At 69.7% G+C, this 26523-nt stretch carries 27 protein-coding genes; 14 read left to right on the forward strand and 13 right to left on the reverse strand.

Annotated elements, in window-relative coordinates; translation table 11 throughout:
* Positions 1-14 precede the first annotated feature (14 nt).
* Both ABTV91_RS10700 and ABTV91_RS10705 read left to right on the forward strand, forming a co-directional pair.
* Positions 15-1574 carry a protein adenylyltransferase SelO gene (locus ABTV91_RS10700; protein ID WP_433851420.1) on the forward strand — a complete coding sequence of 520 codons (1560 nt, stop codon included), beginning with the start codon at positions 15-17 and terminating at the stop codon, positions 1572-1574.
* A gap of 22 nt (positions 1575-1596) precedes the next feature.
* Complete coding sequence (locus ABTV91_RS10705) at positions 1597-2127, forward strand: adenine phosphoribosyltransferase (RefSeq protein ID WP_433851421.1); 531 nt, start codon at positions 1597-1599, stop codon at positions 2125-2127.
* Positions 2128-2255: 128 nt separating this feature from the next.
* Here the strand turns inward: ABTV91_RS10705 and dbpA are convergent, their stop codons facing one another.
* A complete protein-coding gene (gene dbpA, locus ABTV91_RS10710; RefSeq protein WP_433851422.1) occupies positions 2256-3632 on the reverse strand; it encodes an ATP-dependent RNA helicase DbpA in 1377 nt (458 codons plus the stop codon).
* Positions 3633-3725: 93 nt separating this feature from the next.
* Positions 3726-4781, reverse strand: coding sequence for a YeiH family protein (locus ABTV91_RS10715; protein ID WP_433851423.1), 1056 nt, complete (start codon positions 4779-4781; stop codon positions 3726-3728).
* Between the two features lie 97 nt (positions 4782-4878).
* On the opposite strand from ABTV91_RS10715, the gene ABTV91_RS10720 reads away from it, so the two are divergent.
* The 3 genes from ABTV91_RS10720 (at position 4879) to ABTV91_RS10730 (ending at position 8353) form a co-directional block, all read left to right on the forward strand.
* Positions 4879-5784 (forward strand): LysR family transcriptional regulator, encoded by a 906-nt coding sequence (locus tag ABTV91_RS10720; RefSeq protein ID WP_433851424.1) that lies wholly within the window; start codon positions 4879-4881, stop codon positions 5782-5784.
* 26 nt (positions 5785-5810) lie between these two features.
* Positions 5811-7706: an ATP-binding cassette domain-containing protein gene (locus tag ABTV91_RS10725; RefSeq protein ID WP_433851425.1), complete on the forward strand. Its 1896-nt coding sequence runs from the start codon at positions 5811-5813 to the stop codon at positions 7704-7706.
* Positions 7707-7927: 221 nt separating this feature from the next.
* Complete coding sequence (locus ABTV91_RS10730) at positions 7928-8353, forward strand: VOC family protein (RefSeq protein WP_433851426.1); 426 nt, start codon at positions 7928-7930, stop codon at positions 8351-8353.
* A 9-nt stretch (positions 8354-8362) separates the two neighbouring features.
* Here the strand turns inward: ABTV91_RS10730 and ABTV91_RS10735 are convergent, their stop codons facing one another.
* Together ABTV91_RS10735 and ABTV91_RS10740 are read right to left on the reverse strand one after the other, a co-directional pair.
* Positions 8363-8812, reverse strand: coding sequence for a barstar family protein (locus tag ABTV91_RS10735; RefSeq protein WP_433851427.1), 450 nt, complete (start codon positions 8810-8812; stop codon positions 8363-8365).
* Positions 8809-9267: a ribonuclease domain-containing protein gene (locus ABTV91_RS10740; RefSeq protein WP_433851428.1), complete on the reverse strand. Its 459-nt coding sequence runs from the start codon at positions 9265-9267 to the stop codon at positions 8809-8811. Before ABTV91_RS10740 ends, ABTV91_RS10735 begins: the two co-directional genes overlap by 4 nt.
* A 283-nt stretch (positions 9268-9550) precedes the next feature.
* Between ABTV91_RS10740 and ABTV91_RS10745 the strand changes: the two genes are divergently transcribed.
* Complete coding sequence (locus ABTV91_RS10745; RefSeq protein WP_433851429.1) at positions 9551-10162, forward strand: superoxide dismutase; 612 nt, start codon at positions 9551-9553, stop codon at positions 10160-10162.
* A gap of 55 nt (positions 10163-10217) precedes the next feature.
* On the opposite strand, the gene ABTV91_RS10750 is transcribed toward ABTV91_RS10745, so the two are convergent.
* Positions 10218-11063: an endonuclease/exonuclease/phosphatase family protein gene (locus ABTV91_RS10750; RefSeq protein WP_433851430.1), complete on the reverse strand. Its 846-nt coding sequence runs from the start codon at positions 11061-11063 to the stop codon at positions 10218-10220.
* Positions 11064-11199: 136 nt separating this feature from the next.
* Here ABTV91_RS10750 and ABTV91_RS10755 point away from each other — a divergent pair, with 136 nt between their 5' ends.
* Positions 11200-12795, forward strand: coding sequence for an oligopeptide:H+ symporter (locus ABTV91_RS10755; protein ID WP_433851431.1), 1596 nt, complete (start codon positions 11200-11202; stop codon positions 12793-12795).
* A gap of 2 nt (positions 12796-12797) precedes the next feature.
* The gene (locus tag ABTV91_RS10760; protein WP_433851432.1) at positions 12798-13418 is read left to right on the forward strand and encodes a rhomboid family intramembrane serine protease; all 621 of its coding nucleotides are present in this window, start codon (positions 12798-12800) and stop codon (positions 13416-13418) included.
* Positions 13419-13438: 20 nt separating this feature from the next.
* Here ABTV91_RS10760 and ABTV91_RS10765 read toward each other — a convergent pair whose 3' ends face one another.
* Positions 13439-13606: a hypothetical protein gene (locus ABTV91_RS10765; RefSeq protein WP_433851433.1), complete on the reverse strand. Its 168-nt coding sequence runs from the start codon at positions 13604-13606 to the stop codon at positions 13439-13441.
* A 200-nt stretch (positions 13607-13806) separates the two neighbouring features.
* Between ABTV91_RS10765 and ABTV91_RS10770 the strand changes: the two genes are divergently transcribed.
* From ABTV91_RS10770 to cfa, 3 genes are read left to right on the forward strand one after another with little or no spacing between them, the layout of a single operon-like run.
* Positions 13807-14100, forward strand: a complete 294-nt coding sequence (locus ABTV91_RS10770; protein WP_433851434.1) for a GNAT family N-acetyltransferase — start codon at positions 13807-13809, stop codon at positions 14098-14100.
* Positions 14101-14156: 56 nt separating this feature from the next.
* Positions 14157-14990 (forward strand): PdaC/SigV domain-containing protein, encoded by an 834-nt coding sequence (locus ABTV91_RS10775; protein ID WP_433851435.1) that lies wholly within the window; start codon positions 14157-14159, stop codon positions 14988-14990.
* A gap of 16 nt (positions 14991-15006) precedes the next feature.
* Complete coding sequence (gene cfa / locus ABTV91_RS10780) at positions 15007-16122, forward strand: cyclopropane fatty acyl phospholipid synthase (protein WP_433851436.1); 1116 nt, start codon at positions 15007-15009, stop codon at positions 16120-16122.
* Between the two features lie 136 nt (positions 16123-16258).
* Here cfa and ABTV91_RS10785 read toward each other — a convergent pair whose 3' ends face one another.
* Positions 16259-18427: a M3 family metallopeptidase gene (locus ABTV91_RS10785; protein ID WP_433851437.1), complete on the reverse strand. Its 2169-nt coding sequence runs from the start codon at positions 18425-18427 to the stop codon at positions 16259-16261.
* Between the two features lie 151 nt (positions 18428-18578).
* Here ABTV91_RS10785 and ABTV91_RS10790 point away from each other — a divergent pair, with 151 nt between their 5' ends.
* Positions 18579-19061 carry a glutathione peroxidase gene (locus ABTV91_RS10790; protein WP_433851438.1) on the forward strand — a complete coding sequence of 161 codons (483 nt, stop codon included), beginning with the start codon at positions 18579-18581 and terminating at the stop codon, positions 19059-19061.
* Here the strand turns inward: ABTV91_RS10790 and ABTV91_RS10795 are convergent, their stop codons facing one another.
* The 6 genes from ABTV91_RS10795 to ABTV91_RS10820 form a co-directional block, all read right to left on the reverse strand.
* Positions 19062-19844: a ferredoxin--NADP reductase gene (locus tag ABTV91_RS10795; protein WP_433851439.1), complete on the reverse strand. Its 783-nt coding sequence runs from the start codon at positions 19842-19844 to the stop codon at positions 19062-19064.
* An 82-nt stretch (positions 19845-19926) separates the two neighbouring features.
* On the reverse strand, positions 19927-21798 hold the full coding sequence (locus ABTV91_RS10800; protein WP_433851440.1) for an ABC transporter ATP-binding protein: 1872 nt from the start codon (positions 21796-21798) through the stop codon (positions 19927-19929).
* A 49-nt stretch (positions 21799-21847) separates the two neighbouring features.
* Positions 21848-22165: a BON domain-containing protein gene (locus ABTV91_RS10805; protein ID WP_433851441.1), complete on the reverse strand. Its 318-nt coding sequence runs from the start codon at positions 22163-22165 to the stop codon at positions 21848-21850.
* A gap of 61 nt (positions 22166-22226) precedes the next feature.
* A complete protein-coding gene (locus tag ABTV91_RS10810; protein WP_433851442.1) occupies positions 22227-22871 on the reverse strand; it encodes a trimeric intracellular cation channel family protein in 645 nt (214 codons plus the stop codon).
* A 92-nt stretch (positions 22872-22963) separates the two neighbouring features.
* On the reverse strand, positions 22964-23410 hold the full coding sequence (locus ABTV91_RS10815) for a carboxymuconolactone decarboxylase family protein (protein ID WP_240212727.1): 447 nt from the start codon (positions 23408-23410) through the stop codon (positions 22964-22966).
* A gap of 38 nt (positions 23411-23448) precedes the next feature.
* Entirely contained in the window at positions 23449-24348 is a 900-nt protein-coding gene (locus ABTV91_RS10820; RefSeq protein WP_433851443.1) for an RNA polymerase sigma-70 factor, read from the reverse strand.
* 253 nt (positions 24349-24601) lie between these two features.
* Between ABTV91_RS10820 and ABTV91_RS10825 the strand changes: the two genes are divergently transcribed.
* Together ABTV91_RS10825 and ABTV91_RS10830 are read left to right on the forward strand one after the other, a co-directional pair.
* Positions 24602-26119, forward strand: coding sequence for a fumarate hydratase (locus tag ABTV91_RS10825; RefSeq protein WP_433851444.1), 1518 nt, complete (start codon positions 24602-24604; stop codon positions 26117-26119).
* 74 nt (positions 26120-26193) lie between these two features.
* Positions 26194-26514 carry a hypothetical protein gene (locus ABTV91_RS10830; protein ID WP_433851445.1) on the forward strand — a complete coding sequence of 107 codons (321 nt, stop codon included), beginning with the start codon at positions 26194-26196 and terminating at the stop codon, positions 26512-26514.
* Positions 26515-26523: the final 9 nt, after the last annotated feature.

The following is a 26523-nucleotide window of genomic DNA, read 5'->3' on the forward strand; positions in this document are numbered from 1 at the left end:
CCCATCTCTTGCCGATGGATACTGCAGCGCTGCATTTCGACAATCGCTTCCTGCACGAACTGCCCGGCGATGCCGAAACCGGATCGCGCCGGCGCGAGGTCCTGGGCGCGGCTTGGTCGCAGGTGATGCCCACGCCGGTGGCGGCGCCGCGCCTGCTGGCGCATTCCCCCGAAGTGGCGGCGATGCTGGGCTTCGACGCGGCGACCGTGCAGGCGCCGGATTTCGCCGCAGTATTCGGCGGCAACGCGCTGTATGCCGGCATGCAGCCGTGGGCGGCCAACTACGGCGGGCACCAGTTCGGGCACTGGGCCGGGCAGCTGGGCGATGGCCGCGCCATTTCGCTGGGAGAACTGCTGGCCGACGGCCGGCGCTGGGAACTGCAGCTCAAGGGCGCCGGGCCAACCCCGTATTCGCGCGGTGCGGATGGCCGCGCGGTGCTGCGCTCGTCGATCCGCGAGTTCCTGTGCTCGGAGGCCATGCACCACCTCGGCGTGCCGACCACGCGTGCGCTGAGCTTGGTCGGCACCGGCGAAACGGTGGTGCGCGACATGTTCTACGACGGTCATCCGCGCGCCGAACCGGGCGCGGTGGTGTGCCGGGTGGCGCCCTCGTTCCTCCGCTTCGGCAGTTTCGAGCTGCCGGCCGCACGCGGCGACCTGGCGCTGCTGCGGCGGCTGGTGGAGTTCTGCATCGACCGGGATTTCCCGCACCTGCCGCCCGGCCCCTCGCGCCCGGCCGACTGGTTTGCCGAGATCTGCACGCGCACCGCGGCGATGGTCGCGCAGTGGATGCGGGTGGGCTTCGTGCACGGGGTGATGAACACCGACAACATGTCCGTGCTCGGCCTGACCCTCGACTACGGCCCGTACGGCTGGGTGGAGGACTACGACCCGGACTGGACGCCGAACACCACCGACGCGCAGGGCCGCCGCTACCGCTTCGGCACGCAGATGCAGGTCGCGTACTGGAACCTGGTCCGGCTGGCGCAGGCGCTGTCGCCGCTGTTCGACGAGATGGCGCCGCTGCAGGCGGGGCTGGATGCCTTCCAGGCGCGTTTCGCCGCCGAGGAGCGTGGTCACCTGATCGCCAAGCTCGGCCTGGGCGCCTACCGCGACGGCGACGAGGCGCTGATGGCGCGATTCCGGGAACTGCTGCATGCCGGCGAGATGGACATGACCATCGCGTTCCGCGCGCTCGCCGACGTCGATCCCCGGCAGCCGGAGGCGAGCGCGCTGGAACAGGCGTTCTATTCGCCCGCGTGCCGCGCGCAGGTGATGCCCGACCTGCTGGACTGGCTGCAGCGCCATGCCGCGCGCGTGCGCGATGCCGGCGTGCCCGATGGGGAGCGGCGCCGCATCATGCAGTCCGCCAACCCGAAGTACGTGCTGCGCAACTGGCTGACGCAGCAGGCCATCGACCGCGCCGAGCAGGGTGACGCCGCCGGCATCGTCGAATTGCTGGACGCATTGCGGCGCCCCTGCGACGAGCAGCCCGGCCGCGAGGCGTTCGCGCAGCGGCGCCCGGAGTGGGCGCGCGAGCGTGCCGGCTGCTCGATGCTGTCATGCAGTTCCTGATTCTTTCCGGTTCAATGCTCCCATGACGAATACCCATCCCGACTGGTCCGGCGCGATCCGCGACGTGGCCGATTTCCCCCGGCCCGGCATCCGCTTCAAGGACATCACCCCGCTGCTGGCCGATGCCGCCGGTTTCCGTGCCGCGATCGCAGCGATGGCCGAGCCGTGGCGCGCGGCCGGGGTGCAGGCGGTGCTCGGCGTGGAGGCGCGCGGTTTCATCCTCGGCGCCGCGCTGGCGCTGGAGCTGGGCGCCGGCTTCGTGCCGGTGCGCAAGCCGGGCAAGCTGCCCGGCGCCACCCTGGTGCAGGAATACGCGCTGGAATACCGCAGCGACCGCATCGAGGTCTGCGCCGGCGCCATCGCCCCCGGCACGCGGGTGCTGCTGGTCGACGACGTGCTGGCCACCGGCGGCACGCTCGCCGCGGCGCTGCTGCTGGCGCACCGGCTCGAGGCCGAAGTGCTGGGCGCGGCGGTGCTGGTGGAGCTGGACGGCCTGGGCGGCCGCCAGCGCTGGCCCGGCGGCCTGCCGCTGCAGGCCACGCTGGTGTATTGAGCGCGGGCCGGCGGTTTCGGCTTTTCGCAGGTGCCGGGCTTGTGCTTGCATCCCTTTTCGGGACAGGCACGGGGCTTTACCGGGAAGGCTCCATGCGGGGCAAGCCCCGCATCTACGGCCGGCGCGTTCTACATCTTCCGCACGCGGAAGCGCTTGCCCTTGATCTTGCCGGCTTCCAGCCGCGCCACGGCCTTGCCGGCCTGTTCGCGGGCGATCGCCACGTAGGAGCGGGTGGGGAAGATGTCGATCCTGCCGATGGCCTTGCCCGACAGCCCGGCGTCGCCAGTGAGCGCACCGAGGATGTCGCCGGCGCGCAGCTTGTCGGTCTTGCCGCCGTCGATGCGCAGCGTGGTCATCGCCGCCTGCGGCAGCTGCGCCGGGCGCGCGGTGGCCAGCGGCGTCTTCTGCCAGTTCAGGGCGCTGCCCTGGTCGGCTTCCAGCGCATCGGCGCGGTGGCGTTCGCGGCCGGCGACCAGGCTCAGCGCCAGGCCGCTGCGGCCGGCACGGGCGGTGCGGCCGACGCGGTGGCGGTAGGTGTCCAGGTCGCTGGGCATTTCGTAATTGACCACCGCGGCCAGGTCTTCCACGTCCAGCCCGCGCGCGGCCACGTCGCTGGCGACCAGCACGTTGCAACTGCGGTTGGCGAACTGCAGCAGCACCTCGTCGCGGTCGCGCTGCTCCATGTCGCCATGCAGGGCCAGCGCGGAGAAGCCGAACTGGCGCAGCGAGTTGGCCACCTCGTCCACGTCCTTGCGGGTGTTGCAGAACACCACCGCCGATTCGGGCGTGTACTTGAGCAGCAGGCCGGCCAGCGCCTTCTGCCGGTGCGCGGATTCGACCTCGAAGAACAGGTGCTGGATGGCCGGTGCCTCCTGCTGGCCGTCGATGGTGACTTCCACCGGTTCGTCGAGCAGGGCGCGCGCCAGTTCGCGGATTTCATCGGGGAAGGTCGCCGAGAACAGCAGGCTCTGGCGTTCTTTGTGGGTGCGGCCGGCGATTTCGCGGATGGGCTCCTCGAAGCCCATGTCGAGCATGCGGTCGGCCTCGTCGAGCACGAAGGTGCGTACCTGGCCGAGGTTGAGCGCGCGCTTGCGCGCCAGTTCCTGCACGCGGCCGGGCGTGCCCACCACCACCTGCGGGTCGTGCGCTTCCAGCGAGGCCAGCTGCGGACCCAGCGGCACGCCGCCGGTCAGCACCAGCAGCTTGAGGTTGGGGATGCCGGTGGCCAGCCTGCGCAACTGCTTGCCGACCTGGTCGGCCAGTTCGCGGGTGGGGCAGAGCACCAGCGCCTGGGTACGGATGGTGGCCGGGTCGAGCCGGTTCAGCAGGCCCAGGCCGAAGGCGGCGGTCTTGCCGCTGCCGGTGGGGGCCTGGGCGATCACGTCGCGCCCTTCCAGGATCGGCGGCAGGCTCAGCGCCTGCACCGGGGTCATGGCGGTATAGCCCAGCGCGTCGATGCCGGGAGCGAGGGCCGGGATCAGCGGCAGCGAGGAGAAATCGGTCATGCGGCATTTTCGCAGATGCCACGACGGAATGTAGGAGCGGCTTCAGCCGCGAAAGGGACTTCGCGGGAAAGCCGTGCGGGGCGAGCCCCGCGCCTACAGGAGGGCGCGCACGCCGAGGTTGATCAGCAGCCCGCCGCCCAGCAGCCAGGCGAACAGCAGTACCGCCAGCAGCAGCGGCCGGGTGCCGGCCTGGCGCAGGGCCGAGACGTGGGTGGTCAAGCCCAGGGCCGCCATCGCCATCGCCAGCAGGGCGGTGTCCAGATCGACCAGCGTGGCGACCAGCCGCGCAGGCAGCAGTTGCAGCGAGTTGAAGCCGACCATGGCGATGAAGCCGAAGGCGAACCACGGCACGGCGATCTTCGAGCGCGGGCCGCTGCCGGCGTGGCGGCCGCGCGCCAGCAGCGCCGACAGCCCGACCAGGAACGGCGCCAGCATCATCACCCGCACCATCTTGGCGATGACCGCGGCGTCGGCGGCCGGCTGGCTGACGGCGCGGCCGGCGGCCACCACCTGCGCCACTTCATGCACGGTGGAGCCTGTGAACACGCCGAAGCCGGTTTCGTCCAGCGGCATCCAGCCGGCGGCCACGCCCCACTGGTAGAGCAGCGGGTACAGGAACATCGCCAGCGTGCCGAACACCACCACGGTCGCCACGGCGACGGCCACCTGCTCGGCGCGGCCCTTGACCACCGGTTCGGCGGCCATCACCGCGGCGGCGCCGCAGATGGAACTGCCGGCGCCGATCAGCAGGGCGGTGTTGCGTTCCAGCCCCAGTACGCGGCTGCCCAGCCACCAGGCCAGGGCGAAGGTGGAACACAGCACCAGTGCGTCGATCAGCACGCCGGCGGCGCCGACCTGGCCGATGTCCTGCAGGGTCAGGCGCAGGCCGTAGAGCACGATGCCGGCGCGCAGCAGCGTCGCCCTGGACACGCCGACTCCGGCCGCCGCGCGCGGCGCCAGGGAGCCGTAGACGGTATTGCCGAGGACGATGCCGATCACGATGGCCAGCGTCAGCGCGCTGATGCCGTGGGCCTGCAGCCAGGGCAGGGTGCCCAGCCAGAGCGAAACGGCGGCGATGGCGGTGGTCAGCAGGAGGCCGGGGATGGGGGACGACCGGGCCGGAGCCAAGCCTTGTGTGGCGGTGTTCATGACGGATGGTTATCAGAAGGTGGCCCATCCTGAAGCCGGCGCAATCACCCGTAAAACGGATAGTATTTGTATGAATAACCAATTTTATGGGTAATTCATGCATCTTTCCCTGCGCCAGCTGCAGATCTTCTCGGCCGTGGCCGACTCCGGAACGACCACCGCCGCGGGCGAAGCCATTGGCCTGTCGCAGTCGGCGGTGAGCGCGGCCTTGAACGAACTGGAAAACCTGCTGGGGCTGACGCTGTTCGACCGCGTCGGCCGGCGGCTGGTGCTCAATGGCCACGGCCGCGCCCTGCTGCCGGAGGCGCGCGCCCTGCTGGCGGGCATGGACGACATCGAGCGCCGCTTCCGCGCCGGCGATGAAACCGCCACGCCGGTGCGTTGGCGGGTCGGCGCCAGCACCACCATCGGCAACTACCTGATGCCGGCGCGCATCGCCGACCTGCGCGATGGCAACGACCAGGCCCATGTCGACCTGGTGATCGGCAACACCCGAGAGGTGGCCGGGGCGGTGCAGCGGCTGGAGGTGGACATCGGCCTGATCGAAGGCCCGTGCCACGAACCGGGGCTGGAAGTGGCGCTCTGGCGCGAGGACGAGCTCATCGTCGTGTTCGGCGACCGCCACCCGCAGGCGGCCGCGCTGCATGCGGGCGCGGACATGGCGCGGCTGCGCGGCGCCTGCTGGCTGCTGCGCGAGCCGGGTTCCGGCACCCGCGAGGCCGCCGAGCAGGCGCTGCTGCCGCACCTGCACGGCTTCGCCGAGGTGCTGCAGCTCGGCGGCACCGAGGCGATCAAGCAGGGCGCGGTCGCCGGGCTCGGCCTGGCGTGCCTGTCGCGGCACGCGGTGGCCGACCTGGTCGCGCTGGGCAGGCTGCACGAACTGGCCACGCCGCTGCCGCCGCTGCGCCGCCAGCTGTGGGCGGTGCGGCATCCCGGCAAGCGGGTGCCGGCCAGTCTGCGCCGCCTGCTGGCGCTGGAAGTGGGCGTGTTCGCCGACGGCTGAGCGCGCGGCTCCCGTACAATGCGCGCATGCCTTTGATCACCCTGCAGAACGTCGACTACAGCGTCGGCGGCCCGTTGTTGCTGGAAAAAGCCGAACTGTCGATCGAGCCGGGCGAGCGCATCGCCCTGATCGGCCGCAACGGCGCCGGCAAATCCACCCTGATGAAGCTGATGGCCGGCGAACTGAAGCCGGACGACGGCGAAGTGCGCGTCCAGCAGGGCGTGCGCGTCACCCGCCTGGAGCAGGAGGTGCCGCACGGCGCCGACGGCAGCGTGTTCGACGTGGTCGCCGACGGATTGGGCGAGCTGGGCCTCTGGCTGGCCGAATTCCACCGCCTGAGCCACGCCGAGGTGTTCGACGGCGACGCCATGGGCAGGGTGCAGGCCAGGATCGACGCGGCCGACGGCTGGGCGCTGGACCAGCGCGTGGCCGAAACCCTGACCAAGCTGGAGCTGGACGGCGAGGCCGAGTTCGGCCGCCTGTCCGGCGGCATGAAGCGCCGCGTGCTGCTGGCGCGCGCGCTGGTGGCGGGCCCCGACGTGCTGCTGCTGGACGAGCCGACCAACCACCTGGACATCGAGGCCATCGACTGGCTGGAAGGCTTCCTCAAGGGCTGGAATGGCTGCGTGGTGTTCGTCACCCACGACCGCCGTTTCCTGCGCGCGCTGGCCACCCGCATCGTCGAGATCGACCGCGGCCAGGTCACCAGCTGGCCGGGCGACTGGGAAAACTACGAGCGCCGCCGCGAGGAACGCCTCAACGCGCAGGCGCAGGAAAACGCCCGCTTCGACAAGCTGCTGGCGCAGGAAGAAGTGTGGATCCGGCAGGGCATCAAGGCCCGCCGCACCCGCGACGAGGGCCGCGTGCGCCGGCTCAAGGCCATGCGCGTGGAGCGCAGCCAGCGCCGCGAGCTGGGCGGCAACGTCAGGCTGGAAGCGGCTGGCGGCGAGAACTCCGGCAAGAAGGTCATCGACATCAAGGACGTGTCCTTCGCCTTCGGCGAGCGGGTGATGATCAAGGACTTCTCGACCACCATCCTGCGCGGCGACCGCATCGGCCTGATCGGCCCCAACGGCAGCGGCAAGACCACGCTGCTCAAGCTGCTGCTCGGCGAACTGCAGCCGGACAGCGGCGAGGTGCGTCAGGGCACCAACCTGCAGATCGCCTATTTCGACCAGTACCGCGCCACCCTGCGCGAGGACTGGAGCGCGATCGAGAACGTGGCCGAGGGCGCGGACTTCATCGACCTCAACGGCAAGCGCAAGCACGTGCATGCCTACCTGCAGGATTTCCTGTTCACCCCGGAGCGTGCGCGCGCGCCGATCACGCGGCTGTCCGGCGGCGAACGCAACCGCCTGCTGCTGGCCAAGCTGTTCGCGCAGCCGTCCAACCTGCTGGTGATGGACGAACCGACCAACGACCTGGACGTGGAAACCCTGGAGCTGCTGGAAGAGCTGCTGGGCGACTACACCGGCACCCTGCTGCTGGTCAGCCACGACCGCGACTTCCTCGACAACGTGGTCACCTCCACCCTGGTGCTGGAAGGCGAGGGCAAGGTGGGCGACTACATCGGCGGCTATACCGACTCGCTGCGCCAGCGCCCGGCGCCCGCGCAGAGCGGCATGGCGGTGGCCCGGGCCTCGGCCACGGCGGTGCCCGCGGCCAAGCCAGCGGCCGCGCCCGTCGCCGAGGCCGCGCCGGCCAGGCGCAAGCTCAGCTTCAAGGATGCGCGCGAGCTGGAACAGCTGCCGGCGAAGATCGAACAGCTGGAACGCGACGTGGAAGGCCTGACCGGCGCGATGAACGATCCGGCGTTCTATACCCGTTCCAGCGCCGAGGTCACCGCGCACACGCAGCAGCTGTCCCGGGTGCAGGCCGAACTGGACGCGGCCTACGCGCGCTGGGAAGAGCTGGACGGCTGACGCAGGCCGTCGTGGAACCCGCAGGAGCGCACTTGTAGGAGCGCACTTCAGTGCGCGATCGGGCTTTCCCGGTAGAGCCCCTTCGCGCACTGAAGTGCGCTCCTGCAAGTGCGTTCCTATACGCTGTCCTCGCGTCGCCCGGCAGTCGGTTGTTGCCATGTGACAATCGGAGCGCGGAATAGCCGGCCAGGGGCCACCCCGGTTTCTTCATGGAGCATGCGATGGAACTGCCTTTCTCGGTGCAGCGCATCGACCACGTCGTTTTCCGCGTGCGCGACCTGTCGCGCAGCATCGCCTTCTACCGGTCCGTGCTCGGCTGCGAGGTGGTCAGGCGGCGCGAACACCTGGGCCTGGTCCATCTGCGCGCCGGTGCGTCGATGATCGACCTGGTCAGCGTGGATGGCGCCCTGGGCGCCCGCGGTGGCGATGCGCCGGGCGAGGGCGCGCGCAATGTCGATCACCTGTGCCTGCGCATCGAGCCGTTCGACGAGGTGGCCATCGTCGCCCACCTGCATCGCCATGGAATCGCCGCGCCGGGCGCGGCGGAGCTCAACTTCGGCGCCGAAGGCGACGGACTGTCGCTGTATTTCGCCGATCCGGACGGCAACGTGATCGAGCTCAAGGGCCCGTCCCAGCTGCCGGGCTGAGCTGCCGGCTCAGGCCTCGTCCGGTTCCGGCTCCGCGTCCTCGCCGCCGCCGGGCAGTTCGAAGAACGCCCAGAACGGCACGTTGTCCCCGGCCCAGCTGGCCGCGGCTTCGGAGAGCACGTCCAGCAGCGTATCGAAATCCTCGGGGCTGGCCTGCCGCAGGTCGCCGGCATCGCCGAACAGCAGCGCGTAGCCGTTGGCGGGCAGCCAGGACAGGTCACGCAGCGCGTCGGACAGCGCGTCCCAGTTGCGGCCCCAGCCCGCGGGGAAGTCCAGCTGGGTGCCGATGCGCAGCAGCAGGGTGCGCTTGTCGGTGCAGGATTCCAGGTCCACGCGCAGCACCTTCAGCCCCGCATCGCGCGCGGCGGCGGCCAGCCCGCCCAGATCGCCGTGGCCCACGCCGTAGACGCCGGCCTGGCCGACATCCTCCAGTCCCATGTCGAATCCGCTGTCGCTCATCGCGCGCCTCCGTTGGCCGGGACCTCGAAACCGCGGAAGGTCTCGTAGTGATCGTCGGTGTAGTACCAGACCTCGGGCGGCTCGCCGCCGGTGACGATGCGCCGCGCGCCGCGGTGGCCCACGCCCGGCGTGCGCACCGTGTACTCGTGGTAGTAGCCGCGCGGGCGCTGCGGCAGGCGCCGTTCGCGGTTGCCGAACACGCTGCCGTCCTGGCGGTGCGGGAACGGGCCGCCGCGCAGGACCAGCGCGATGGTGTCGTGCGCTTCCGGCGGAAGGAAGGCCGGAAGCGGGTCGGTCGCGCCGGACTGGCGCGGTTCCTCGCTGACCGCCGGCGCCATGGGTTCGCCCAGCGACGGCGCGAACTGCGGTGGCGGCGGCTGCTGCAGCGTACGCATGGCCCACAGGCCGGCCACCAGCACGATCACGGCGGTGAGCAGGAGCAACGGTTTGCGCATGGAGCGGCGGCCTGGTTGGCGTGGAAGGGCCGATTATCGCGTCTGCGGGCGGTTTTTCTTGAACGCGGGCCATCGGCCGGCGCGCCGGGCACGCCCAAGGCCATTGCCCTGCATGCGCAGCAGGCGGACCGCGCGTGGCGCCTGTGCCGTTTGTACTCACGGCAGGACGAAGTTTCCTTTACATCGGCCTTGGTAAGTTGCCGCTTCCTGCCTACCATTGCCGGTGCACCGTCCGGCGGTCGCCGGACAACGAACCCAGGCATAAAACCCAAGGAGATTCCTCATGGCCTACACCCTGCCCAAGCTGCCTTACGCCTACGACGCGCTGGAACCGTACATGGACGCGGCCACGGTGGAGATCCACTACTCCAAGCACCACCAGACCTACGTCAACAACCTCAATGCCCTGGTCGAGGGCACCGAATACGCCGACCTGCCGATCGACGAGCTGCTGCGCAAGGTCAAGACCCTGCCGGAGAACCTGCAGCAGGGCGTGCGCAACCAGGGCGGCGGCCACGGCAACCACTCGCTGTTCTGGGACGTGATCGGCCCGAGCGCCGGCGGCACCCCGGGTGGCGCGCTGGGCAAGGCCATCGACGAGCAGCTCGGCGGCTTCGACAAGTTCAAGGAAGCCTTCACCAAGGCCGCGCTGACCCAGTTCGGTTCCGGCTGGGCGTGGCTGAGCGTGACCGCCGACAAGAAGCTGGTGGTCGAGAAGACCGGCAACCAGGAAAGCCCGCTGATGGACGGCCGCACCCCGGTGCTGACCATCGACGTGTGGGAACACGCCTACTACCTGAAGTTCCAGAACCGCCGCGCCGAGTTCATCGAGACCTTCTACAGCCTGATCAACTGGAAGGAAGTCGAGCGCCGTTACGAGGAAGCCGTGGCCTGAAGGGCGACGGCCGGCCGCGTGGGCGGGGCCTGAGGCCCGGCCCGCCGGCAGGTGGTCATGGACGGGGCCGGACGGAAACGTCTGGCCTCGCCGTTTCCGGCGGCGGCGCATCCGCCGCGGCGCCGCCGATCAGCCGCAGCGTGGTCATCACGCCCAGCACCAGCGGCGCCGTATCGGCTGCCGCTGGCGCCAGTTCCACCGTCTGCTGGGCGACGTCGGCGAAGCTGCGCACCTGGTAGAGCACGTCCAGCCCGTGCGGGCGGAGGTCGCCGGCGCCATTGCCCGGGGAACGCCGCGGCGAGGGATTCCGCCGCGCCGGCTGGAAGCCGGGCAGCTGCCTGACCAGTTCGCCGGTGGGCGCGGCGAATTCGCCCACCACAAGCGAGGGCTGGTCGTCGTCGGTGGCGCCGATCCAGGCGAGCAGGTCGGCGGCCTGCTGCGCGCGCACGCCGTCGCCGCCGTCGGCGACGATCCGCGCGATGTAGATGTTGACCGCCTGGCGGTCCAGCCGCGCGCGCTGCATGCCGGCGGCGGTCAGCTCGCCCTGGCCGTGCAGCAGGGTGACGCCGTCCTCCAGCACGTCCAGCCCGGCCAGCACGGCGCTGCCGCGGCGCCGCGGGTGGCTGGGCGGATCGGCGGTGATGAACTCGCAGCTGTACCTGAGCCGGCTGGCCAGCCAGCACGCGGTATCGGGCGTGTCGGGCGAGCGCTGGACGTCCTGCACCACGATCACGTCCGGACGCAGGTCCGCCAGCAGCGCCAGGATCCGTTCCCGCTGCTGCTTCCATTGCGCGCCGTCCTGCGGCAGGTGCAGGCTGGCGATGCGCAGCACCGGCGTGGCGGGCACGGCGACCGCGGCGAACGACAGGGCGAGCAGCGCCAGACAGCCCCAGTGCTTCATCTATGCGACCCGTACGGACTGGCGGCCATGCTAGCGTGCGGCCCTGTCGAGGACCCGTGCAGGCGGCTCCGGCGGGCGCGGAGGCGGCCGCTTGCGTTACGCTTGCCACCTTTGCACCTGCAGGATCGCCTTACAGATGACGAGCAACGACGTGGCAGCAGTGCCCGCCCGCAAGGCCGGGATGCCCCGCCAGATTCCCTACATCATCGGCAACGAAGCCTGCGAGCGCTTCAGTTTCTACGGGATGCGCAACATCCTGGTGCAGTTCCTGATCACCTCGCTGCTGCTGCAGGAGGTCACCGCCGACGGCCGCGCCGGCGAGGCCAAGGACATCATGCACAGCTTCATGATCGGCGTGTACTTCTTCCCGCTGCTCGGCGGCTGGCTGGCCGACCGCTTCTTCGGCAAGTACCACACCATCCTCTGGTTCAGCCTGGTCTACTGCCTGGGCCACCTGTGCCTGGCGCTGTTCGAGGACAGCCGGCAGGGCTTCTTCCTCGGCCTGGGCCTGATCGCGCTGGGCGCCGGCGGCATCAAGCCGCTGGTGGCCTCGTTCATGGGCGACCAGTTCGACCAGTCGAACAAGCACCTGGCCAAGATCGTGTTCGACGCCTTCTACTGGATCATCAACTTCGGCTCGCTGTTCGCCTCGCTGCTGATCCCGCTGGCGCTGAAGAACCTGGGCCCGCAGTGGGCCTTCGGCATCCCGGGCATCCTGATGTTCGTGGCCACCTTCGTGTTCTGGCTGGGGCGCAGGCGCTACGTGCTGGTGCCGCTGCCGCCGAAGGATCCGCATTCGTTCGCCAACGTGGTGCGCACCGCGCTGCTGGCGCGCGCGCCGGGGCAGGGCAACGCCGGCCTGCTGGTGGCGCTGGCCGGCATCGCGCTGGCGCTGTGGGCGCTGGTGCTGGCGGCGATGACCCTGGCCGGCCTGCGCGAAGGCGGGCTGGGCGTGGTGATCTACCTGTGCCTGGCGCTGGTGGCGCTGCTGGCCGGCATCGGCGGCGGCACCATGCTGCAGCTCGAGCGCGCCCGCGGCGTGCACCCGGACGTGGCGGTGGAGGGCGTGCGCTCGGTACTCAAGGTGCTGGTGATCTTCGCCCTGACCACGCCGTTCTTCTCGCTGTTCGACCAGAAGGCCTCGACCTGGGTGCTGCAGGGCCAGCAGATGGCGATGCCGGCGTGGTTCACCGCCTCGCAGATGCAGGCGGTCAACCCGCTGCTGGTGATGATCCTGATCCCCTTCAACAACCTGGTGCTGTACCCGGCGCTGCGCCGCTTCGGTTTCGAGCCGACCGCGCTGCGGCGCATGACCGCCGGCATCGCCTTCAGCGGCGTGGCGTGGGTGGTGGTGGGCGGCCTGCAGGTGGTGATGGACGGCGGCAACGCCATGTCGATCTTCTGGCAGATCCTGCCGTACGCGCTGCTGACCTTCGGCGAGGTGCTGGTGTCGGCCACCGGCCTGGAGTTCGCCTACAGCCAGGCGCCGGCCTCGATGAAGGGCGTGGTGATGAGCTTCTGGAACCTGACCACCACCATCGGCAACCTGTGGGTGCTGCTGTCCAACGCGGCGGTGCGCAACCAGGCGGTGACCGAACGCATCGCCGGCACCGGGCTGAGCGAGGCGGCGTTCCTGATGTTCTTCTTCGCCGGTTTCGCCTTCGTGGCGGCGCTGGCGTTCGGCCTGTACGCGCGGCGTTACAGGATGGTCGACAACTACCGGGCAGCCTGAGCATGCAAGGACCGATAACCCTGCTGTTGATCGCCATCACCGGCCTGGTTTCGTGGCTGGCCTTCAGCAACCGCAGGCTGGCCGACCGGCTGGTCCTGTGGCCGCCGGCGGTGGACCGCCATCGCCAGTACGACCGGCTGGTGACCTACGGCTTCATCCATGCCGACTTCCCGCACCTGCTGTTCAACATGGTCACGCTGTTCTTCTTCGGGCGGCTGATCGAGCAGATCATGCTGCGCGTCACCGGCAACTGGTGGACCTACCCGCTGTTCTACCTGGCGGCGCTGGTGGTCTCGATCCTGCCCAGCTACCTGAAGAACCAGAAGAACCCCAACTACCTGAGCCTGGGCGCGTCGGGGGCGGTGTCGGCGGTGCTGTTCGCCTTCATCCTGATCTCGCCGTGGTCGCTGATCTTCGTGTTCTTCATCCCGGCCCCGGCCATCCTCTACGGCGTGTTCTACGTGGGCTACAGCATCTGGATGGACAAGCGCGGCGGCGACAACGTCAACCACAGCGCGCACCTGGCCGGCGCGGCGTTCGGCGTGATGTTCATGCTGTTCATGGAGCCGCAGGTGATGCAGGTGTTCCTGGAGCAGCTGATGAACCCGCGCTTCGGCCGCTGACCGGATGCGGACCGCTGCTGTCAGGCCGGATAGGCCTGCAGCAGCCGCGCATGCACTTCCTCTTCGATCTTCTCGAATTCCCAGCTGGCGGTGTCGCCGGCGATGGCGAGCTGGAACAGGCCTTCCAGCAGGATCGCGTCGTAGTCGTCGGCGGGGCGCGGGCGCAGGGCGTCGAAGGGAGCGGGCATGGGGCGCAGGAGAAGAAGCGTCCGGCCCTGGAGCAAGGCGCATGCCAGCCTCGGCGGCCCTTGGACGATGGCGACCGACGGCGTAGCGCCGGCGAAGCGTGTCGCAAAGTGACGTCCGGCGGCGGCGGTCCTGCGCCTTTCACGTCACGCCCGCACGCGACCGCGGCACAATGGGCGCATCCAGCCAGGGGAACCGCCGCATGACCCGCACCGATCCCGCGCTTCCGGCCGTCGCGCACGACCCGGCCGCGCATCGTTTCTCGCTCGCCGTCGATGGCCACCAGGCCGTGCTCGACTACCTGCCGCGCGACGGCGCGATGGTCATCACCCACACTGGCGTGCCCGAGGCCATCGGCGGGCGCGGCATCGCCGCGCAGCTGACCCGCGCGGCGCTGGCGCACGCACGCCAGGCCGGCATCAAGGTAGTGCCCGAGTGCAGCTACGCGGCGGCCTTCATGCAGCGCCATGGAGAATACGCGGACCTGCTGGGATAATCCGCGCCGGAGGCGGTTCCGGGCGGAACCGCGCGATCCATCGAAAAGGAAAGGACATGAACAGGTTGGGACAGGGAGCCTGCGCGGCGGCATTGATCGCGCTGGCGATGGCAGGATGCAGGAAGGACGATGCGCAGGCGCCGGCGGCGGCCCCGGACGAGGCTCCGGCCGCGGAGACGCCGGTCGATGGCGCGCCCGCGGCGGTGGAACTGCAGGACGTGATCGAGACCAATGCCCGCTACGTGCTGGGCATCAGCTATCCGCCTGCCGCCAACAAGTACCCCGGCCTGGCCAGGGCCCTGTCCGACTATGCCGGCCATGCCAAGGCCGAACTGCTCAAGGCGGTGGACGCACTCGGCAACGACACGCCGACCGCGCCGTACGAACTGTCGCTGGCCTTCGACATGGACGTGGACACGCCCAGGGTGGTCGCGGTGTCGGCCGAGGGCAGCAGCTACACCGGCGGCGCCCATGGCCAGCCGCTGGTGGCGCGTTTCGTCTGGTTGCCGGAGAAGGAGCAGCTGCTCACCGCGCAGGCGCTGATCGATTCGCCCCGCGGCTGGCAGGCGGTCAGCGACTACACCAGCGACACGCTCCTGGAACAGGCGATGGTGCGCGCGCAGGGCGAGGACATGACGCCCGAGGAACAGCAGGCGCAGGTGCGCAACCTGTCGAAGATGATCGACGAGGGCACCGCGCCGGAAGCGGCCAACTTCGCGCAGTTCCAGCCGGTGATGGACGCTGCCGGCCGCATCGCCGCGCTGCGCTTCGTATTCCCGCCGTACCAGGTCGGCCCGTACTCGGACGGCACGCAGACCGTGGACGTGCCGGCGGCCGTGCTGCTGCCGCACGTGGCGGCGGACTACCGGGAGCTGTTCGCACACCCCTGAACCTTGGAGGCCAGCGATGGAGGCAGGGCTGCAACGACGCGTCGAGGCACTGCTGCACGAGGCGGACGTCACCCCCGGCGGCGGGCGGCCGCAGGACATCGACATCCTCGACCCGCGCTTCCACGCGCGGGTGCTGGCCGAAGGCTCCCTCGGGCTGGGCGAGAGCTACATGGACGGCTGGTGGCAGGCGCGCTCGCTCGACGCCTTTCTCACCCACCTGCTGGCGGCGCGGCTGGACGAGCGCGTGCACGGCGGCGGCGAGGTCTGGGACGCGCTCAAGGCCCGGCTGTTCAACCTGCAGGCCGGGCAGGGCAGCTATGAAGTCGGCAAGCGCCACTACGACCTCGGCAACGATCTGTACCGGGCCATGCTCGGCAGGCGGCTGGTCTACAGCTGCGGTTACTGGCGCCAGGCCGACACCCTGGACGACGCGCAGGAAGCCAAGCTCGACCTGATCTGCCGCAAGCTCGGCCTGCGCCCGGGCATGCGCGTGCTGGACATCGGCTGCGGCTGGGGCGAAGCGCTGAAATACGCCGCCGAGCGCCATGGCGTGGAAGGCGTGGGCATCACCATCTCGCAGGAACAGGCCGAATTCGCGCGCGTGTTGTGCGCGGGCCTGCCGGTGGAGATCCGCCTGCAGGACTACCACGAACTGGACGAGCCGTTCGACGCGATCCTGTCGGTGGGCATGTTCGAGCACGTCGGCGTCAAGAACTACCGCGGCTATTTCGAGGTGGCGCGGCGCTGCCTGCGCGAGGACGGATTGTTCCTGCTGCACAGCATCGGCGGCAACGTCAGCCGCGACCGCACCGATCCGTGGATCGCCCGCTACATCTTCCCCAACTCGATGCTGCCGTCGGCCGCGCAGATCACCGCGGCGATGGAAGGCCTGTTCGTGCTGGAGGACTGGCACAACTTCGGCACCGACTACGACCGCACCCTGCAGGCGTGGCGGGCCAACGTGGAAGCGGCCTGGGACCGGCTGGACCCGCGCTACGACGAGCGCTTCCGGCGCATGTGGCGCTTCTACCTGGCCGGCTCGATGGCGAGCTTCCGCACCCGCCACGCGCAGTTGTGGCAGTTGGTGCTGTCGCCGCGTGGCGTGCCGGGCGGGTACATCGCGCCGCGCTGACGCCGCCAGCACGCGGAGCGCGTCGGCGGCGGTCCCGGCATCGCCGGCGCAACGACGCCGGTTTACCGATCGATGGCGGCAACAAAAAAGCCGCCCGGGGAACCGGGCGGCTTCATGTACGTCGCGACGCGGAGGCTTATTTGCCTTCGGCGCCGGTCAAACCACGCTTCTCCAGCAGCGGCTCGATCTGCGGCTCGTGGCCGGCGAAGTTGCGGAACAGCTCCATCGCATCGACGCTGCCGCCGCGCGACAGCAGGGTCTTGCGGAAGTGGTCGCCATTGGCGCGCGACAGGCCGCCGTGGTCGCGGAACCACTTCTGGGTGTTGGCGTCGAGCACTTCGGACCAGATGTAGGCGTAGTAGCCGGCCGAATAGCCGCCCATGATGTGGCTGAAGTAGGTGGTGCGGTAACGCGGCGGCACCGGCGCGTAGTAGATGCCGTCCTTGACCAGCGCCTCATGCTCGAACTTGACCACGTCCTGCGGGGCCGGGACCTGGTCGACGCCGATCTGGTGCCAGCTCTGGTCCAGCATCGCCGCGCCGAGGTATTCGGTGGTGGCGAAGCCCTGGTTGAACTTGGACGCGGCGATCACCTTGTCCAGCAGCGCCTGCGGCATCGCCGAGCCGTTCTGGTAGTGCCTGGCGTAGTTGGCCAGGATGGTCGGCTCGTCGGCCCACATCTCGTTCACCTGCGAGGGGAACTCGACGAAGTCGCGCGGCACGGCGGTACCCGAGAAGTACGGGTACTTCACGTTCGAGAACATGCCATGCAGGGCGTGGCCGAACTCGTGGAAGGTGGTGGTCACCTCATCCCAGGTCAACAGGGTCGGCTTGCCGGCCGGCGGCTTGGGGATGTTGAGGTGGTTGGCCACCACCGGCTTGTCGCCGGTCAGGCCCGACTGCGACACGTAGGCGTTCATCCACGCGCCACCGCGCTTGGACTCGCGTGCGTACGGGTCGAAGATGAAGATCGCCAGCTGGCTGCCGTCGGCATCGAACACGTCGTAGACGGTGACGTCGTCGTGGTACACCGGCAGGTCGGTGCGCTGCTTGAAGCTCAGGCCGAATTCCTTGCCGGCGGCGAAGAACACGCCGTTCTCCAGCACGTTCTTCAGTTCGAAGTACGGCTTGAGCTGCGATTCGTCGAAGTTGTACTTGGCCTGGCGCACCTTCTCGCTGTAGAAGGCCCAGTCCCACGGCTGCAGTTCGAAGCCGGGCTTGCCGGCGGCCTTCTGCTCGGCGTCGATCATCGCCTGCAGGTCGGCGGCTTCGCGCTTTGCGTTGGCGACGGCGGCCGGGGCCAGCTGGCCGAGCATGGCGTTGACCGCTTCCGGGGTCTTGGCGGTCTGGTTGCCCAGGCCGTAGGCGGCGTAGTTGGCGAAGCCCATCAGCGCGGCCTTCTGCGCGCGCAGGGTCATGATGCGCGAGACCAGCGCGGTGTTGTCGTACTCGCCGCCCTTGCTGCCGCGCGACACCGAGGCCTCGTAGATCTTGCGGCGCAGGTCGCGGTTGGTCAGGTTGGTCAGCGCCGGCTGGCCGGTGGTGTTGAGCAGGGCGATGACGTACTTGCCGTCCAGCTTGCGCGCCTTGGCGGCTTCGGCGGCGGCGGCGATCTGCTCGGCCGACAGACCATCGAGCTGCTTCACGTCGTCAACGACGATGTAGGAAGCGTTGACCTCGGCCAGCACGTTCTGGCTGAACCTGGTGCCCAGGCTGGCCAGCTCGGCGTTCATTTCCTTGAGCTTGGCCTTGTCCGCGTCGGACAGCTTGGCGCCGGCGCGCACGAAATTGTCGTGGTACTTCTCGACCAGGCGCAGGCCTTCGGCGTCCAGGCCCAGCTTGGCGCGGTTGTTGTAGAGCGTCTCGATGCGCGAAAACAGCTTGCCGTTGAGGTTGATGGCGTCGCTGTGCGCGGCGAATCTGGCCGAGTACTCGGCCTGCAGCTTCTTGCGCGTGTCGTTGGTGTCCGCGCCGATCAGCGAGAAGAACACGGTGGTGGCGCGGTCGAGGATGGCGCCGCTGTTCTCCAGCGCGATCAGGGTGTTGTCGAAGGTCGGGGCCGCCGGGTTGTTGGCGATGGCCTCCACTTCCTTGAGCTGCTGCGCCATGCCGGCGTCGAAGGCCGGCGCGAAATCGGCGTCCTTGATCCTGTCGAACTGCGGGTAATGCAGCGGCAGCGGACTCTCGGCGAAGAACGGATTGGCCTGCTGGGCGGTCTGGCCGGCCGCGGCGTCCGCGGTCAGGCTGTAGGCCGGCAGGGCAACGCCCAGGGACACGGCGAGGGCGAGAGCAAGGCGGGTGTTCAAGTCGGAAACTCCGGAAAATACTGAACCCGCAGGGTAACCCGGCGGCGGCGGCCGGCGGGTGTGTCGAATGGCAGGGTTGCGGCGGAAAGCCAGCTGTTGCAAACCCATCGCCGGCGATGGCGTACGCTGGGGCTCCCGCCTGGAGCCCGCCGTGACCGTCGCCACCGATTTCGAGCTGACCGCGCTGGACGGCGCGCCCCTGCCGCTGGCCGCCTACGCCGGCAAGGTGCTGCTGGTGGTCAATACCGCCTCGCGCTGCGGCTTCACCCCGCAGTACGCCGGCCTGGAGCGGTTGTGGCGCGAATACGCCACACGCGGCCTGGTGGTGCTCGGCTGCCCCTGCGACCAGTTCGGCCACCAGGAGCCGGGCGACGCGGCGACGATCCAGGCGTTCTGCCGGCTGGATTACGGCGTCAGTTTCCCGATGTCGGCCAAGCTGCAGGTCAACGGCGTCGACGCGCACCCGCTGTGGCGCTGGCTGCAGCGCGAGAAGCGCGGCGCGCTGGGCATCGCCGCGATCAAGTGGAATTTCAGCAAGTTCCTGGTCGGCCGCGACGGGCGGGTGATCGCCCGCTACGCGCCGACCGCGCGCCCGGAATCGCTGGAAGACGATATCCGCGCGGCGCTGGGCTGATCACTTCTCGACGAACGCGCGCTCGAACACGTAGTGCCCCGGCGAGCCGATGCGCGGGGAGACCTCGAAGCCGCGCGCGTCCAGCACGCCGCGCAGGTCGGCCAGCATCTGCGGGCTGCCGCAGATCATGAAACGGTCGTTGGCCGGGTCGAACGGCGGCAGGCCGAGGGTCTTGGGCATCTCGCCGGTTTCCATCAGCGTGGTCAGGCGGCCGTGGTTGCGGAACGGTTCGCGGGTGACGGCCGGGTAATACAGCAGCTTGTCGCGGACGATGTCGCCGAGGATCTCGTCCTCGAACAGGCCCTTCTCGAAATAGTCGCGGTAGGCCAGGTCCTGCTCGAAGCGCACGCCGTGGCAGACGATGACCTTCTCGAAGCGCTCGTAGGTTTCCGGGTCCTTGACGATGCTCAGCCACGGCGCCAGGCCGGTGCCGGTGCCCAGCAGGTACAGGTGCCGGCCCGGATGCAGGTCGCTGATCAGCAGCGTGCCGGTGGGCTTCTTGCCGACCAGGATCGTGTCGCCGACCTTCAGGTGCTGCAGGCGCGAGGTGAGCGGGCCGTCCTGCACCTTGATGCTGAAGAAGTGCAGCTGCTCTTCCCAGTTGGCGCTGGCGATGGAGTAGGCGCGCATCAACGGGCGGGCGCCCTCGTTTTCCAGCCCGATCATCACGAACTGGCCGTTCTCGAAGCGGAAACCATTGTCGCGGGTGGTGGAGAAACTGAAGTAAGCGTCCGTCCAGTGGCGGACTTCGAGCACCGTTTCGGTGCCAAAAGCGGAAGACATGCGGCGTTTCGTGTGGGGATTGACCCGCGCATTCTAGCCGATATCCATCAAATGAGATTGAATCTCATCTTTATGGTGGCGGTCAGCGGTAGCCGGCGGCCTGGAGTTCGAACAGTTCGGCGTAACGGCCGCCCTGGGCCATCAGTTCGGCATGGGTGCCGCTGGCCTCGATGCGGCCGTCGGCCAGCACCAGGATGCGGTCGGCCATGCGCACGGAGGAGAAGCGGTGCGAGATCAGCACCGCGGTGCGTCGGTCGGACAGTTCCTTGAAGCGCTGGAACACCTCGAACTCGGCGCGCGCGTCCAGCGCGGCGGTGGGCTCGTCGAGGATCATCACCTGCGCATCGCGCATGTAGGCGCGGGCGATGGCGATCTTCTGCCATTGCCCGCCGGACAGGTCCACGCCGGTCTTGAAGCGGCGCCCGATCAGCTGCGCGTAGCCGCCCGGCAGGCGCTCGATCACCTCGTCGGCCAGCGCCCGGCGCGCGGCGTCGCGGATGCGCGGCTCGTCGTCCAGCGCCTCCACCAGGCCGACGCCGATGTTCTCGCCGGCCGACAGGTGGTAGCGCACGAAGTCCTGGAAGATCACGCCCATGTTGGCGCGCAGGTCGTCCAGGTCGTAGTCGCGCAGGTCGCGTCCGTCGAGCAGGATGCGCCCTTCGTCCGGGTCGTAGAGCCGCGCCAGCAGCTTGACCAGGGTGGTCTTGCCGGCGCCGTTCTCGCCGACCAGGGCGATCACCTCGCCGGCGCGCAGCTGGAAATCGAGGTGGCGCACGGCCCAGCGCTCGGCGTCGGGATAGCGGAAACCCACGTTCTCGAACACGAAGCCCTCGCGGATCGGCCGCGGCACAGGCAGCGCGTCCGGGCGCGAGCGGATTTCCGGTTCGATGGCGAAGAACGAGAACAGGTCGTCCAGGTACAGCGCCTGCCCGGCGATCTGCGAGAAGCCGGTCAGCAGGCCTTCCAGCAGCTGGCGCAGGCGCAGGAAGCTGCCGGACAGGAAGGTCAGGTCGCCGATGCTGAAATCGCCGCGGATCGTGCGCCAGGCGATGTAGGCGTACGCGGCGTAGTAGCCCAGCGTGCCCAGCGCCGCCAGCAGCGTGCCCCAGAACGCGCGCTTGCGCGCCAGCGTGCGGTTGGCGCGGTAGAAGCGTTCGGCCAGCAGCCGGTAGCGGTCGATCAGGAAGCGGTGGAGGTTGAAGATCTTCACCTCCTTGGCGGTTTCCACGCTGGCGCCGACCTGGCGCAGGTAATCCAGCTGGCGCCGTTCCGGCGTCCAGCTGAAGTTGAGCGAGTAGCCCAGCGTGTTGAAGTGCGATTCGCCGAGGAAGGCCGGCACCAGCGCCACCGCCAGCAGGGCGATCAGCCAGGGCGCGTAGGCGACCAGGCCGGCGGCGAAGCTGATCACGGTGACCACGTCTTGCGCCTGGCCGAGCAGCTGGCTCATCAGGTTCATGCGGCCCATGGTCTGGCGCCGCGCGCGGTCGAGCTTGTCCTGCAGCTCCGGGTCCTCGAAATCCTCCAGGTCCAGTTCGGCGGCGTGCTCCATCAGGCGCACGCTGGTGGCGTTGGTGAACAGCTCGGACAGCAGCGTGTCGGCGTAGTTGACCAGCCGCCCCAGCAGGTCCGAGCCGATGGCGATGCCCAGTTCCAGCAACAGCAGCTCCAGCAGCGTGTCGAGGTGGCCGCTGGCCAGGGCCTGGCCCAGCGGCGGCATGGCGCCGGCGCCGGCCAGGCGCACGGCCTCGTCGATGATCAGCTTGCCCACGTACAGCATCGCCACCGGCAGCAGCGCGCGCACCAGGCGCAGGCACAGGCTGGTCAGGGTCAGGCCGGGGCTGGTCTGCCAGATCTGCCGCAGGAACGGCGGCAGGTTGCGCATGGCGTCCATGCGCTCGCGCAGGCTGGGGCGCTTGCCGGTGGCGGAGGCGGGAGCGGACGGCGCGTGCGGCATGCGGGACTCGGGCGGCGGGACCGGATCAGGTTACCGCGCGCCCGCTGGATCAGCCGTTGTCGTCCAGGTCGATGTCGCCCATGCGCGCGTCGCCGGCGCCGTCGGGGTTGTCGCGCACGGCGCGGCCGCGCGGGCCGAAGGAGTCGCTGCCGCTGTCGACGTTGAGGTGGTTGCGTACCTGGCGCACCCCCTCGATGGCGGCCACCTGCGCTTCCACCTGCCGCTTCGTCGCGGCGTCAGGGACGTCGCCGGACAGGGTGACGCGGCCGTCCTCGACCTGCGCCAGCACCTGCGAGGATCTGCCCTGCGCGCCGAGCATGCGCACCACCTCGTCGCCGATCAGCGTGTCGGAACGTTCCGCGGCCATGGCCGTCTCCTGCGGGAAGGGCGTTCCACCATGGCGCAGGCGCCGTGAGCGCCCCGTCACTTCAGCGGCGCGGACCTTCCGGCGGCGGCGGATCGGAGGACTGCAGCGCCACCGGCAGGTGCCAGCCGAAGTGCATGGCCATCATGCGCAGCCCGAAGCACAGCCCGGCGCCGGCCAGCGCGCATGGCAGGGCGGGCAGGCCGAGCCAGTAGCCGAGCGCCACCACCGCCGCGCCGGCCAGCGCGGCCACCGCGTACAGCTCGGCCTGCAGCACCAGCGGCACCTGCGCCAGCAGCACGTCGCGGGCGATGCCGCCGCCGATGCCGGTGAGCATGCCCAGCGCCGCGGCCATCGGCGGGGCGATGCCGAAGGCCAGCGCCTTCTGCGTGCCGGCCACGGCGAACAGCGCCAGGCCCATCGCGTCGAACATGCGCACCGGGTACTGCAGCCGTTCGATCAGCGGCGCCCAGTAGAAGGTGACGACGCCGGCGGCCAGGGTGATGGCCGGATAGCGCCAGTCGCTGATCGCCGCCACCGGGGTGGCGCCGATCAGCAGGTCGCGGGTGATGCCGCCGGCCAGCGCGGCGGCGAAGGACAGCACCAGCACGCCGAAGACATCCAGCCGCCGGCGCACCCCCATCGTTGCCCCGGACAGCGCGAAGACGAAGGTGCCGATGAGGTCGAGGATCAGTACCAGGGTTCCCATGCGGCGGTATTGTGCGGCCTGCCGCCGGCGGCGGCCATCGGCAGGGCGCCGCCGGAAGCGCCGTCCCTCCACGGGAAGCGGCACGGGGCCGGTCAGGGCAGCGGCGGCAGCAGGCCGGCGCCGAGGCGGTTCCAGGCGTTGATGACCGCCACCGCCATGCTCAGGTCGCTGATGCCCTTGGCGTCGAAATGCGGCGCCAGCGCGTCGAAGGCGGCCTGCGACGGGGCGCCGTCGGGCAGACGGGTCAAAGCCTCGGCCCAGCCCAACGCGGCGCGCTCGCGTTCGTCGAAGAAGCGGCTTTCGTGCCAGGCCGGCAGGGTGTCCAGCTTGCGCGGCTCGATCCCGGCCTTGCGCAGCGAGGTGGCATGCATGTCCATGCAGTAGCCGCAGCCGTTGATCTGCGATACGCGCAGGAACACCAGTTCCAGTAGGTCGTGCTCCAGCGAAGCCGAATGCACGGCCTGGCTGGTCGCCAGCAGGGCCTTGAACGCGTCGGCGGCCAGGCGGGTGTAGGGAACGCGGGGGGAAGTGCTGCTCATCGTGAGGGGCTCCAGGTGGACGGCCGCAGTGGCCGCCTTCATTGCAAGGACGCGCCAGCGTCGCCGGCCGTGACAAGGGCGCGCAGTTTGTGCGGGTTGAGCACGCTGTAGATGCGCGCGATGCGCTCGCCATCGACCACGATGGTGGTGACCGAATGCAGGTGGTCGCCCTCGAAACGCAGGATCGCCGGCTCGCCGTTGACGCTGCCCAGCCGCGCCGGATGGGTGCCGCCGCGGCGCGCGATGGCCCAGAACAGCTGGCCGATGCGTTCGGCGCCGAGCAGCGGCCGGATCGCCGCGGTGACCACGCCGCCGCCGTCGGAGATCAGCTGCGCGTTGGCGTGCAGCAGGGCCTGGATGGCGACGTTGTCGCCCTGCTGCGAGGCCTCCATGAAGCGGGCCAGCAGCCGCCGGTGCTGGCCGGCATCGGCGGCAAAGCGCGGCCGCCCTTCCTGCAGCCGCCTGCGCGCGCGGTGCACCAGTTGGCGGCAGTTGGCTTCGCTGTGGCCGAGCAGGCCGGCGATGACCGCGTAGTCGTGGTCGAACGCCTCCTTGAGCAGGAAGGCGGCGCGCTCCTCCGGGCCGAGCTGCTCGAGCAGGGCCAGGAAGGCCAGCGACACGTCTTCGGCCAGGGCGTGGACCTGGGCGGGATCGGGCGCGGGCGGAAGGTCGGCGGCGATGTGCAGCGGCTCGGGAAGCCAGGGGCCCACGTAGTCCAGGCGCTGGCGCGTGGCCGCGCGCAGCCGGTCCAGGCCGAGCCGGGTGGTGGCGGTGACCAGCCAGGCCTCCGGATCGGCGATGGTGGCGGTATCGGCCCCGGCCCAGCGCAGCCAGGCGTCCTGGACCACGTCCTCGGCATCGGCGCGGCTGCCGAGCAGGCGGTAGGCCAGCGCCAGCAGGCGCGGGCGGTGGTGCTGGAAGGTGTCGGTCATGTCCATGCGGGAAGGACGCGGCAGCGCGCGCCGGCGTGACAGCGGGAGCCGTTACTTTGCCTCACCGGCCGGCAGGCGGCCGCGGACGGTGCGTTGCAGCGCCGCCATGGCCCGCAGGGCGCCCGCCATGGATGGCAGGGCGGACAGGAAACCGCCGGGAGCGGTTTCCAACATCGCGCAGCGATGGCCCGCAGGGCGCCCGCCATGGATGGCAGGGCGTAAAATGCCCGGCTCAACCCCCGCCAGCCTCGAGCAAGCCGTGACATCGATCAAGCAGGAAGACCTCATCCAGTCCATCGCCGACGCGCTGCAGTACATCTCGTACTACCACCCGGCCGACTACATCAAAAACCTTGCCGCCGCCTACGAGCGCGAGGAATCGCCGGCGGCCAGGGAGGCGATGGCGCAGATCCTGATCAATTCGCGCATGTGCGCCGAGGGCCACCGCCCGATCTGCCAGGACACCGGCATCGTCACCGTGTTCCTGGAAATCGGCATGAACGTGCGCTGGGACGACGCCACGATGGGGGTCGAGGACATGGCCAACGAGGGCATCCGCCGCGCCTACGCCTACCCGGACAACAAGCTGCGCGCCTCGGTGCTTGCCGACCCGGCCGGCAAGCGCACCAATACGAAGGACAACACCCCGGGCGTGGTCAACGTGAAGGTCGTGCCGGGCGACACCGTCGAGGTGATCGTCGCCGCCAAGGGCGGCGGTTCGGAGGCCAAGAGCAAGTTCGCCATGCTCAACCCGTCCGACTCCATCGTCGACTGGGTGCTCAAGACCGTGCCGACCATGGGCGCGGGCTGGTGCCCGCCGGGCATGCTCGGCATCGGCATCGGCGGCACCGCCGAGAAGGCGATGCTGCTGGCCAAGGAAGCGCTGATGGAGCCGATCGACATCAGCGACCTCAAGGCGCGCGGCGCCTCCAACCGCGCCGAGGAACTGCGCCTGGAGCTGTACGACAAGGTCAACGCGCTGGGCATCGGCGCGCAGGGCCTGGGTGGCCTGACCACGGTGCTCGACATCAAGGTCAAGGATTACCCGACCCACGCCGCCAACCTGCCGGTGGCGATGATCCCCAACTGCGCCGCCACCCGCCACGCGCACTTCACCCTGGACGGCAGCGGCCCGGTGATGCTGGACCCGCCGTCGCTGGAAGACTGGCCGCAGATCACCTACGACGCTTCCAAGGGCACCCGCGTCGACCTGGACACCATCACCCCGGAAGAAGTGGCCAGCTGGAAGCCGGGCCAGACCCTGCTGCTCAACGGCAAGCTGCTGACCGGTCGCGACGCCGCGCACAAGCGCATGGTCGACATGCTCAACAAGGGCGAGCCGCTGCCGGTGGACCTGAAGGGCCGCTTCATCTACTACGTCGGCCCGGTCGATCCGGTGCGCGACGAAGTGGTGGGCCCGGCGGGCCCGACCACCGCCACCCGCATGGACAAATTCACCCGCCAGATCCTGGAACAGACCGGCCTGCTGGGCATGGTCGGCAAGGCCGAGCGCGGCCCGGCGGCGATCGACGCGATCCGCGACAACAAGTCGGCCTACCTGATGGCGGTCGGCGGCTCGGCCTACCTGGTGTCCAAGGCGATCAAGGCCTCGAAGGTCGTCGGCTTCGCCGACCTGGGCATGGAAGCGATCTACGAGTTCACCGTGCAGGACATGCCGGTGACCGTGGCCGTGGACTCCACCGGCGAGTCGGTGCACAAAACCGGCCCGCGCGAATGGCAGGCGCGTATCGGCAAGATTCCGGTGGTCGTGGAATAAGACGCCGCCGCGTCCAGTGTGGCAGCAGGGCAGCCCGGGCGTATGCTCGGGCTGTTTCCATATGGAGTGCGGATATGCGTACAGCATTGTGGGCAGGGCTGGTGGGTGTATCGCTGCTGCTGGCGGGATGTTCCAGCGACGGGGCCTGGCGCGACGCGCCACGCGACGATCCGGCCGCCTGCGTGAGCTATTGCCAGAAGGCCCATCAGCTCTGCAGCGCCAATCCGCGCAGCTATGGCGACTGCGGCGAGGCGAGCCGCGACAACCAGTGCGACAAGATCACCAACCCCGAACTGCGCGGGGCCTGCCAGACCTCGCAGGCGTTCTGCCAGAACCGCTCGGCGGCCGCGGTCTGCGGCGAGAGGTTGAACAGCTGCATGTCCAGCTGCAACTGAGTGCCGCCG

It is taken from the genome of Stenotrophomonas nitritireducens (assembly GCF_050984405.1).
Lineage (GTDB): Bacteria > Pseudomonadota > Gammaproteobacteria > Xanthomonadales > Xanthomonadaceae > Stenotrophomonas > Stenotrophomonas nitritireducens_B.

What these genes read in the sequence shown, in the direction of transcription:
- ABTV91_RS10730 (WP_433851426.1), top strand. Translation starts at nt 7,928, where the DNA reads ATGGAACTGCCTTTCTCGGTGCAGCGCATCGACCACGTCGTTTTCCGC.
- ABTV91_RS10800 (WP_433851440.1), bottom strand. Translation starts at nt 21,798, where the DNA reads ATGCCGCACGCGCCGTCCGCTCCCGCCTCCGCCACCGGCAAGCGCCCC.
- ABTV91_RS10735 (WP_433851427.1), bottom strand. Translation starts at nt 8,812, where the DNA reads ATGAGCGACAGCGGATTCGACATGGGACTGGAGGATGTCGGCCAGGCC.
- ABTV91_RS10725 (WP_433851425.1), top strand. Translation starts at nt 5,811, where the DNA reads ATGCCTTTGATCACCCTGCAGAACGTCGACTACAGCGTCGGCGGCCCG.
- ABTV91_RS10700 (WP_433851420.1), top strand. Translation starts at nt 15, where the DNA reads ATGGATACTGCAGCGCTGCATTTCGACAATCGCTTCCTGCACGAACTG.
- ABTV91_RS10815 (WP_240212727.1), bottom strand. Translation starts at nt 23,410, where the DNA reads ATGAGCAGCACTTCCCCCCGCGTTCCCTACACCCGCCTGGCCGCCGAC.
- ABTV91_RS10740 (WP_433851428.1), bottom strand. Translation starts at nt 9,267, where the DNA reads ATGCGCAAACCGTTGCTCCTGCTCACCGCCGTGATCGTGCTGGTGGCC.
- ABTV91_RS10810 (WP_433851442.1), bottom strand. Translation starts at nt 22,871, where the DNA reads ATGGGAACCCTGGTACTGATCCTCGACCTCATCGGCACCTTCGTCTTC.
- ABTV91_RS10830 (WP_433851445.1), top strand. Translation starts at nt 26,194, where the DNA reads ATGCGTACAGCATTGTGGGCAGGGCTGGTGGGTGTATCGCTGCTGCTG.
- ABTV91_RS10805 (WP_433851441.1), bottom strand. Translation starts at nt 22,165, where the DNA reads ATGGCCGCGGAACGTTCCGACACGCTGATCGGCGACGAGGTGGTGCGC.
- ABTV91_RS10705 (WP_433851421.1), top strand. Translation starts at nt 1,597, where the DNA reads ATGACGAATACCCATCCCGACTGGTCCGGCGCGATCCGCGACGTGGCC.
- ABTV91_RS10760 (WP_433851432.1), top strand. Translation starts at nt 12,798, where the DNA reads ATGCAAGGACCGATAACCCTGCTGTTGATCGCCATCACCGGCCTGGTT.
- cfa (WP_433851436.1), top strand. Translation starts at nt 15,007, where the DNA reads ATGGAGGCAGGGCTGCAACGACGCGTCGAGGCACTGCTGCACGAGGCG.
- ABTV91_RS10770 (WP_433851434.1), top strand. Translation starts at nt 13,807, where the DNA reads ATGACCCGCACCGATCCCGCGCTTCCGGCCGTCGCGCACGACCCGGCC.
- ABTV91_RS10750 (WP_433851430.1), bottom strand. Translation starts at nt 11,063, where the DNA reads ATGAAGCACTGGGGCTGTCTGGCGCTGCTCGCCCTGTCGTTCGCCGCG.
- ABTV91_RS10715 (WP_433851423.1), bottom strand. Translation starts at nt 4,781, where the DNA reads ATGAACACCGCCACACAAGGCTTGGCTCCGGCCCGGTCGTCCCCCATC.
- ABTV91_RS10755 (WP_433851431.1), top strand. Translation starts at nt 11,200, where the DNA reads ATGACGAGCAACGACGTGGCAGCAGTGCCCGCCCGCAAGGCCGGGATG.
- dbpA (WP_433851422.1), bottom strand. Translation starts at nt 3,632, where the DNA reads ATGACCGATTTCTCCTCGCTGCCGCTGATCCCGGCCCTCGCTCCCGGC.
- ABTV91_RS10820 (WP_433851443.1), bottom strand. Translation starts at nt 24,348, where the DNA reads ATGGACATGACCGACACCTTCCAGCACCACCGCCCGCGCCTGCTGGCG.
- ABTV91_RS10720 (WP_433851424.1), top strand. Translation starts at nt 4,879, where the DNA reads ATGCATCTTTCCCTGCGCCAGCTGCAGATCTTCTCGGCCGTGGCCGAC.
- ABTV91_RS10745 (WP_433851429.1), top strand. Translation starts at nt 9,551, where the DNA reads ATGGCCTACACCCTGCCCAAGCTGCCTTACGCCTACGACGCGCTGGAA.
- ABTV91_RS10765 (WP_433851433.1), bottom strand. Translation starts at nt 13,606, where the DNA reads ATGCCCGCTCCCTTCGACGCCCTGCGCCCGCGCCCCGCCGACGACTAC.
- ABTV91_RS10795 (WP_433851439.1), bottom strand. Translation starts at nt 19,844, where the DNA reads ATGTCTTCCGCTTTTGGCACCGAAACGGTGCTCGAAGTCCGCCACTGG.
- ABTV91_RS10775 (WP_433851435.1), top strand. Translation starts at nt 14,157, where the DNA reads ATGAACAGGTTGGGACAGGGAGCCTGCGCGGCGGCATTGATCGCGCTG.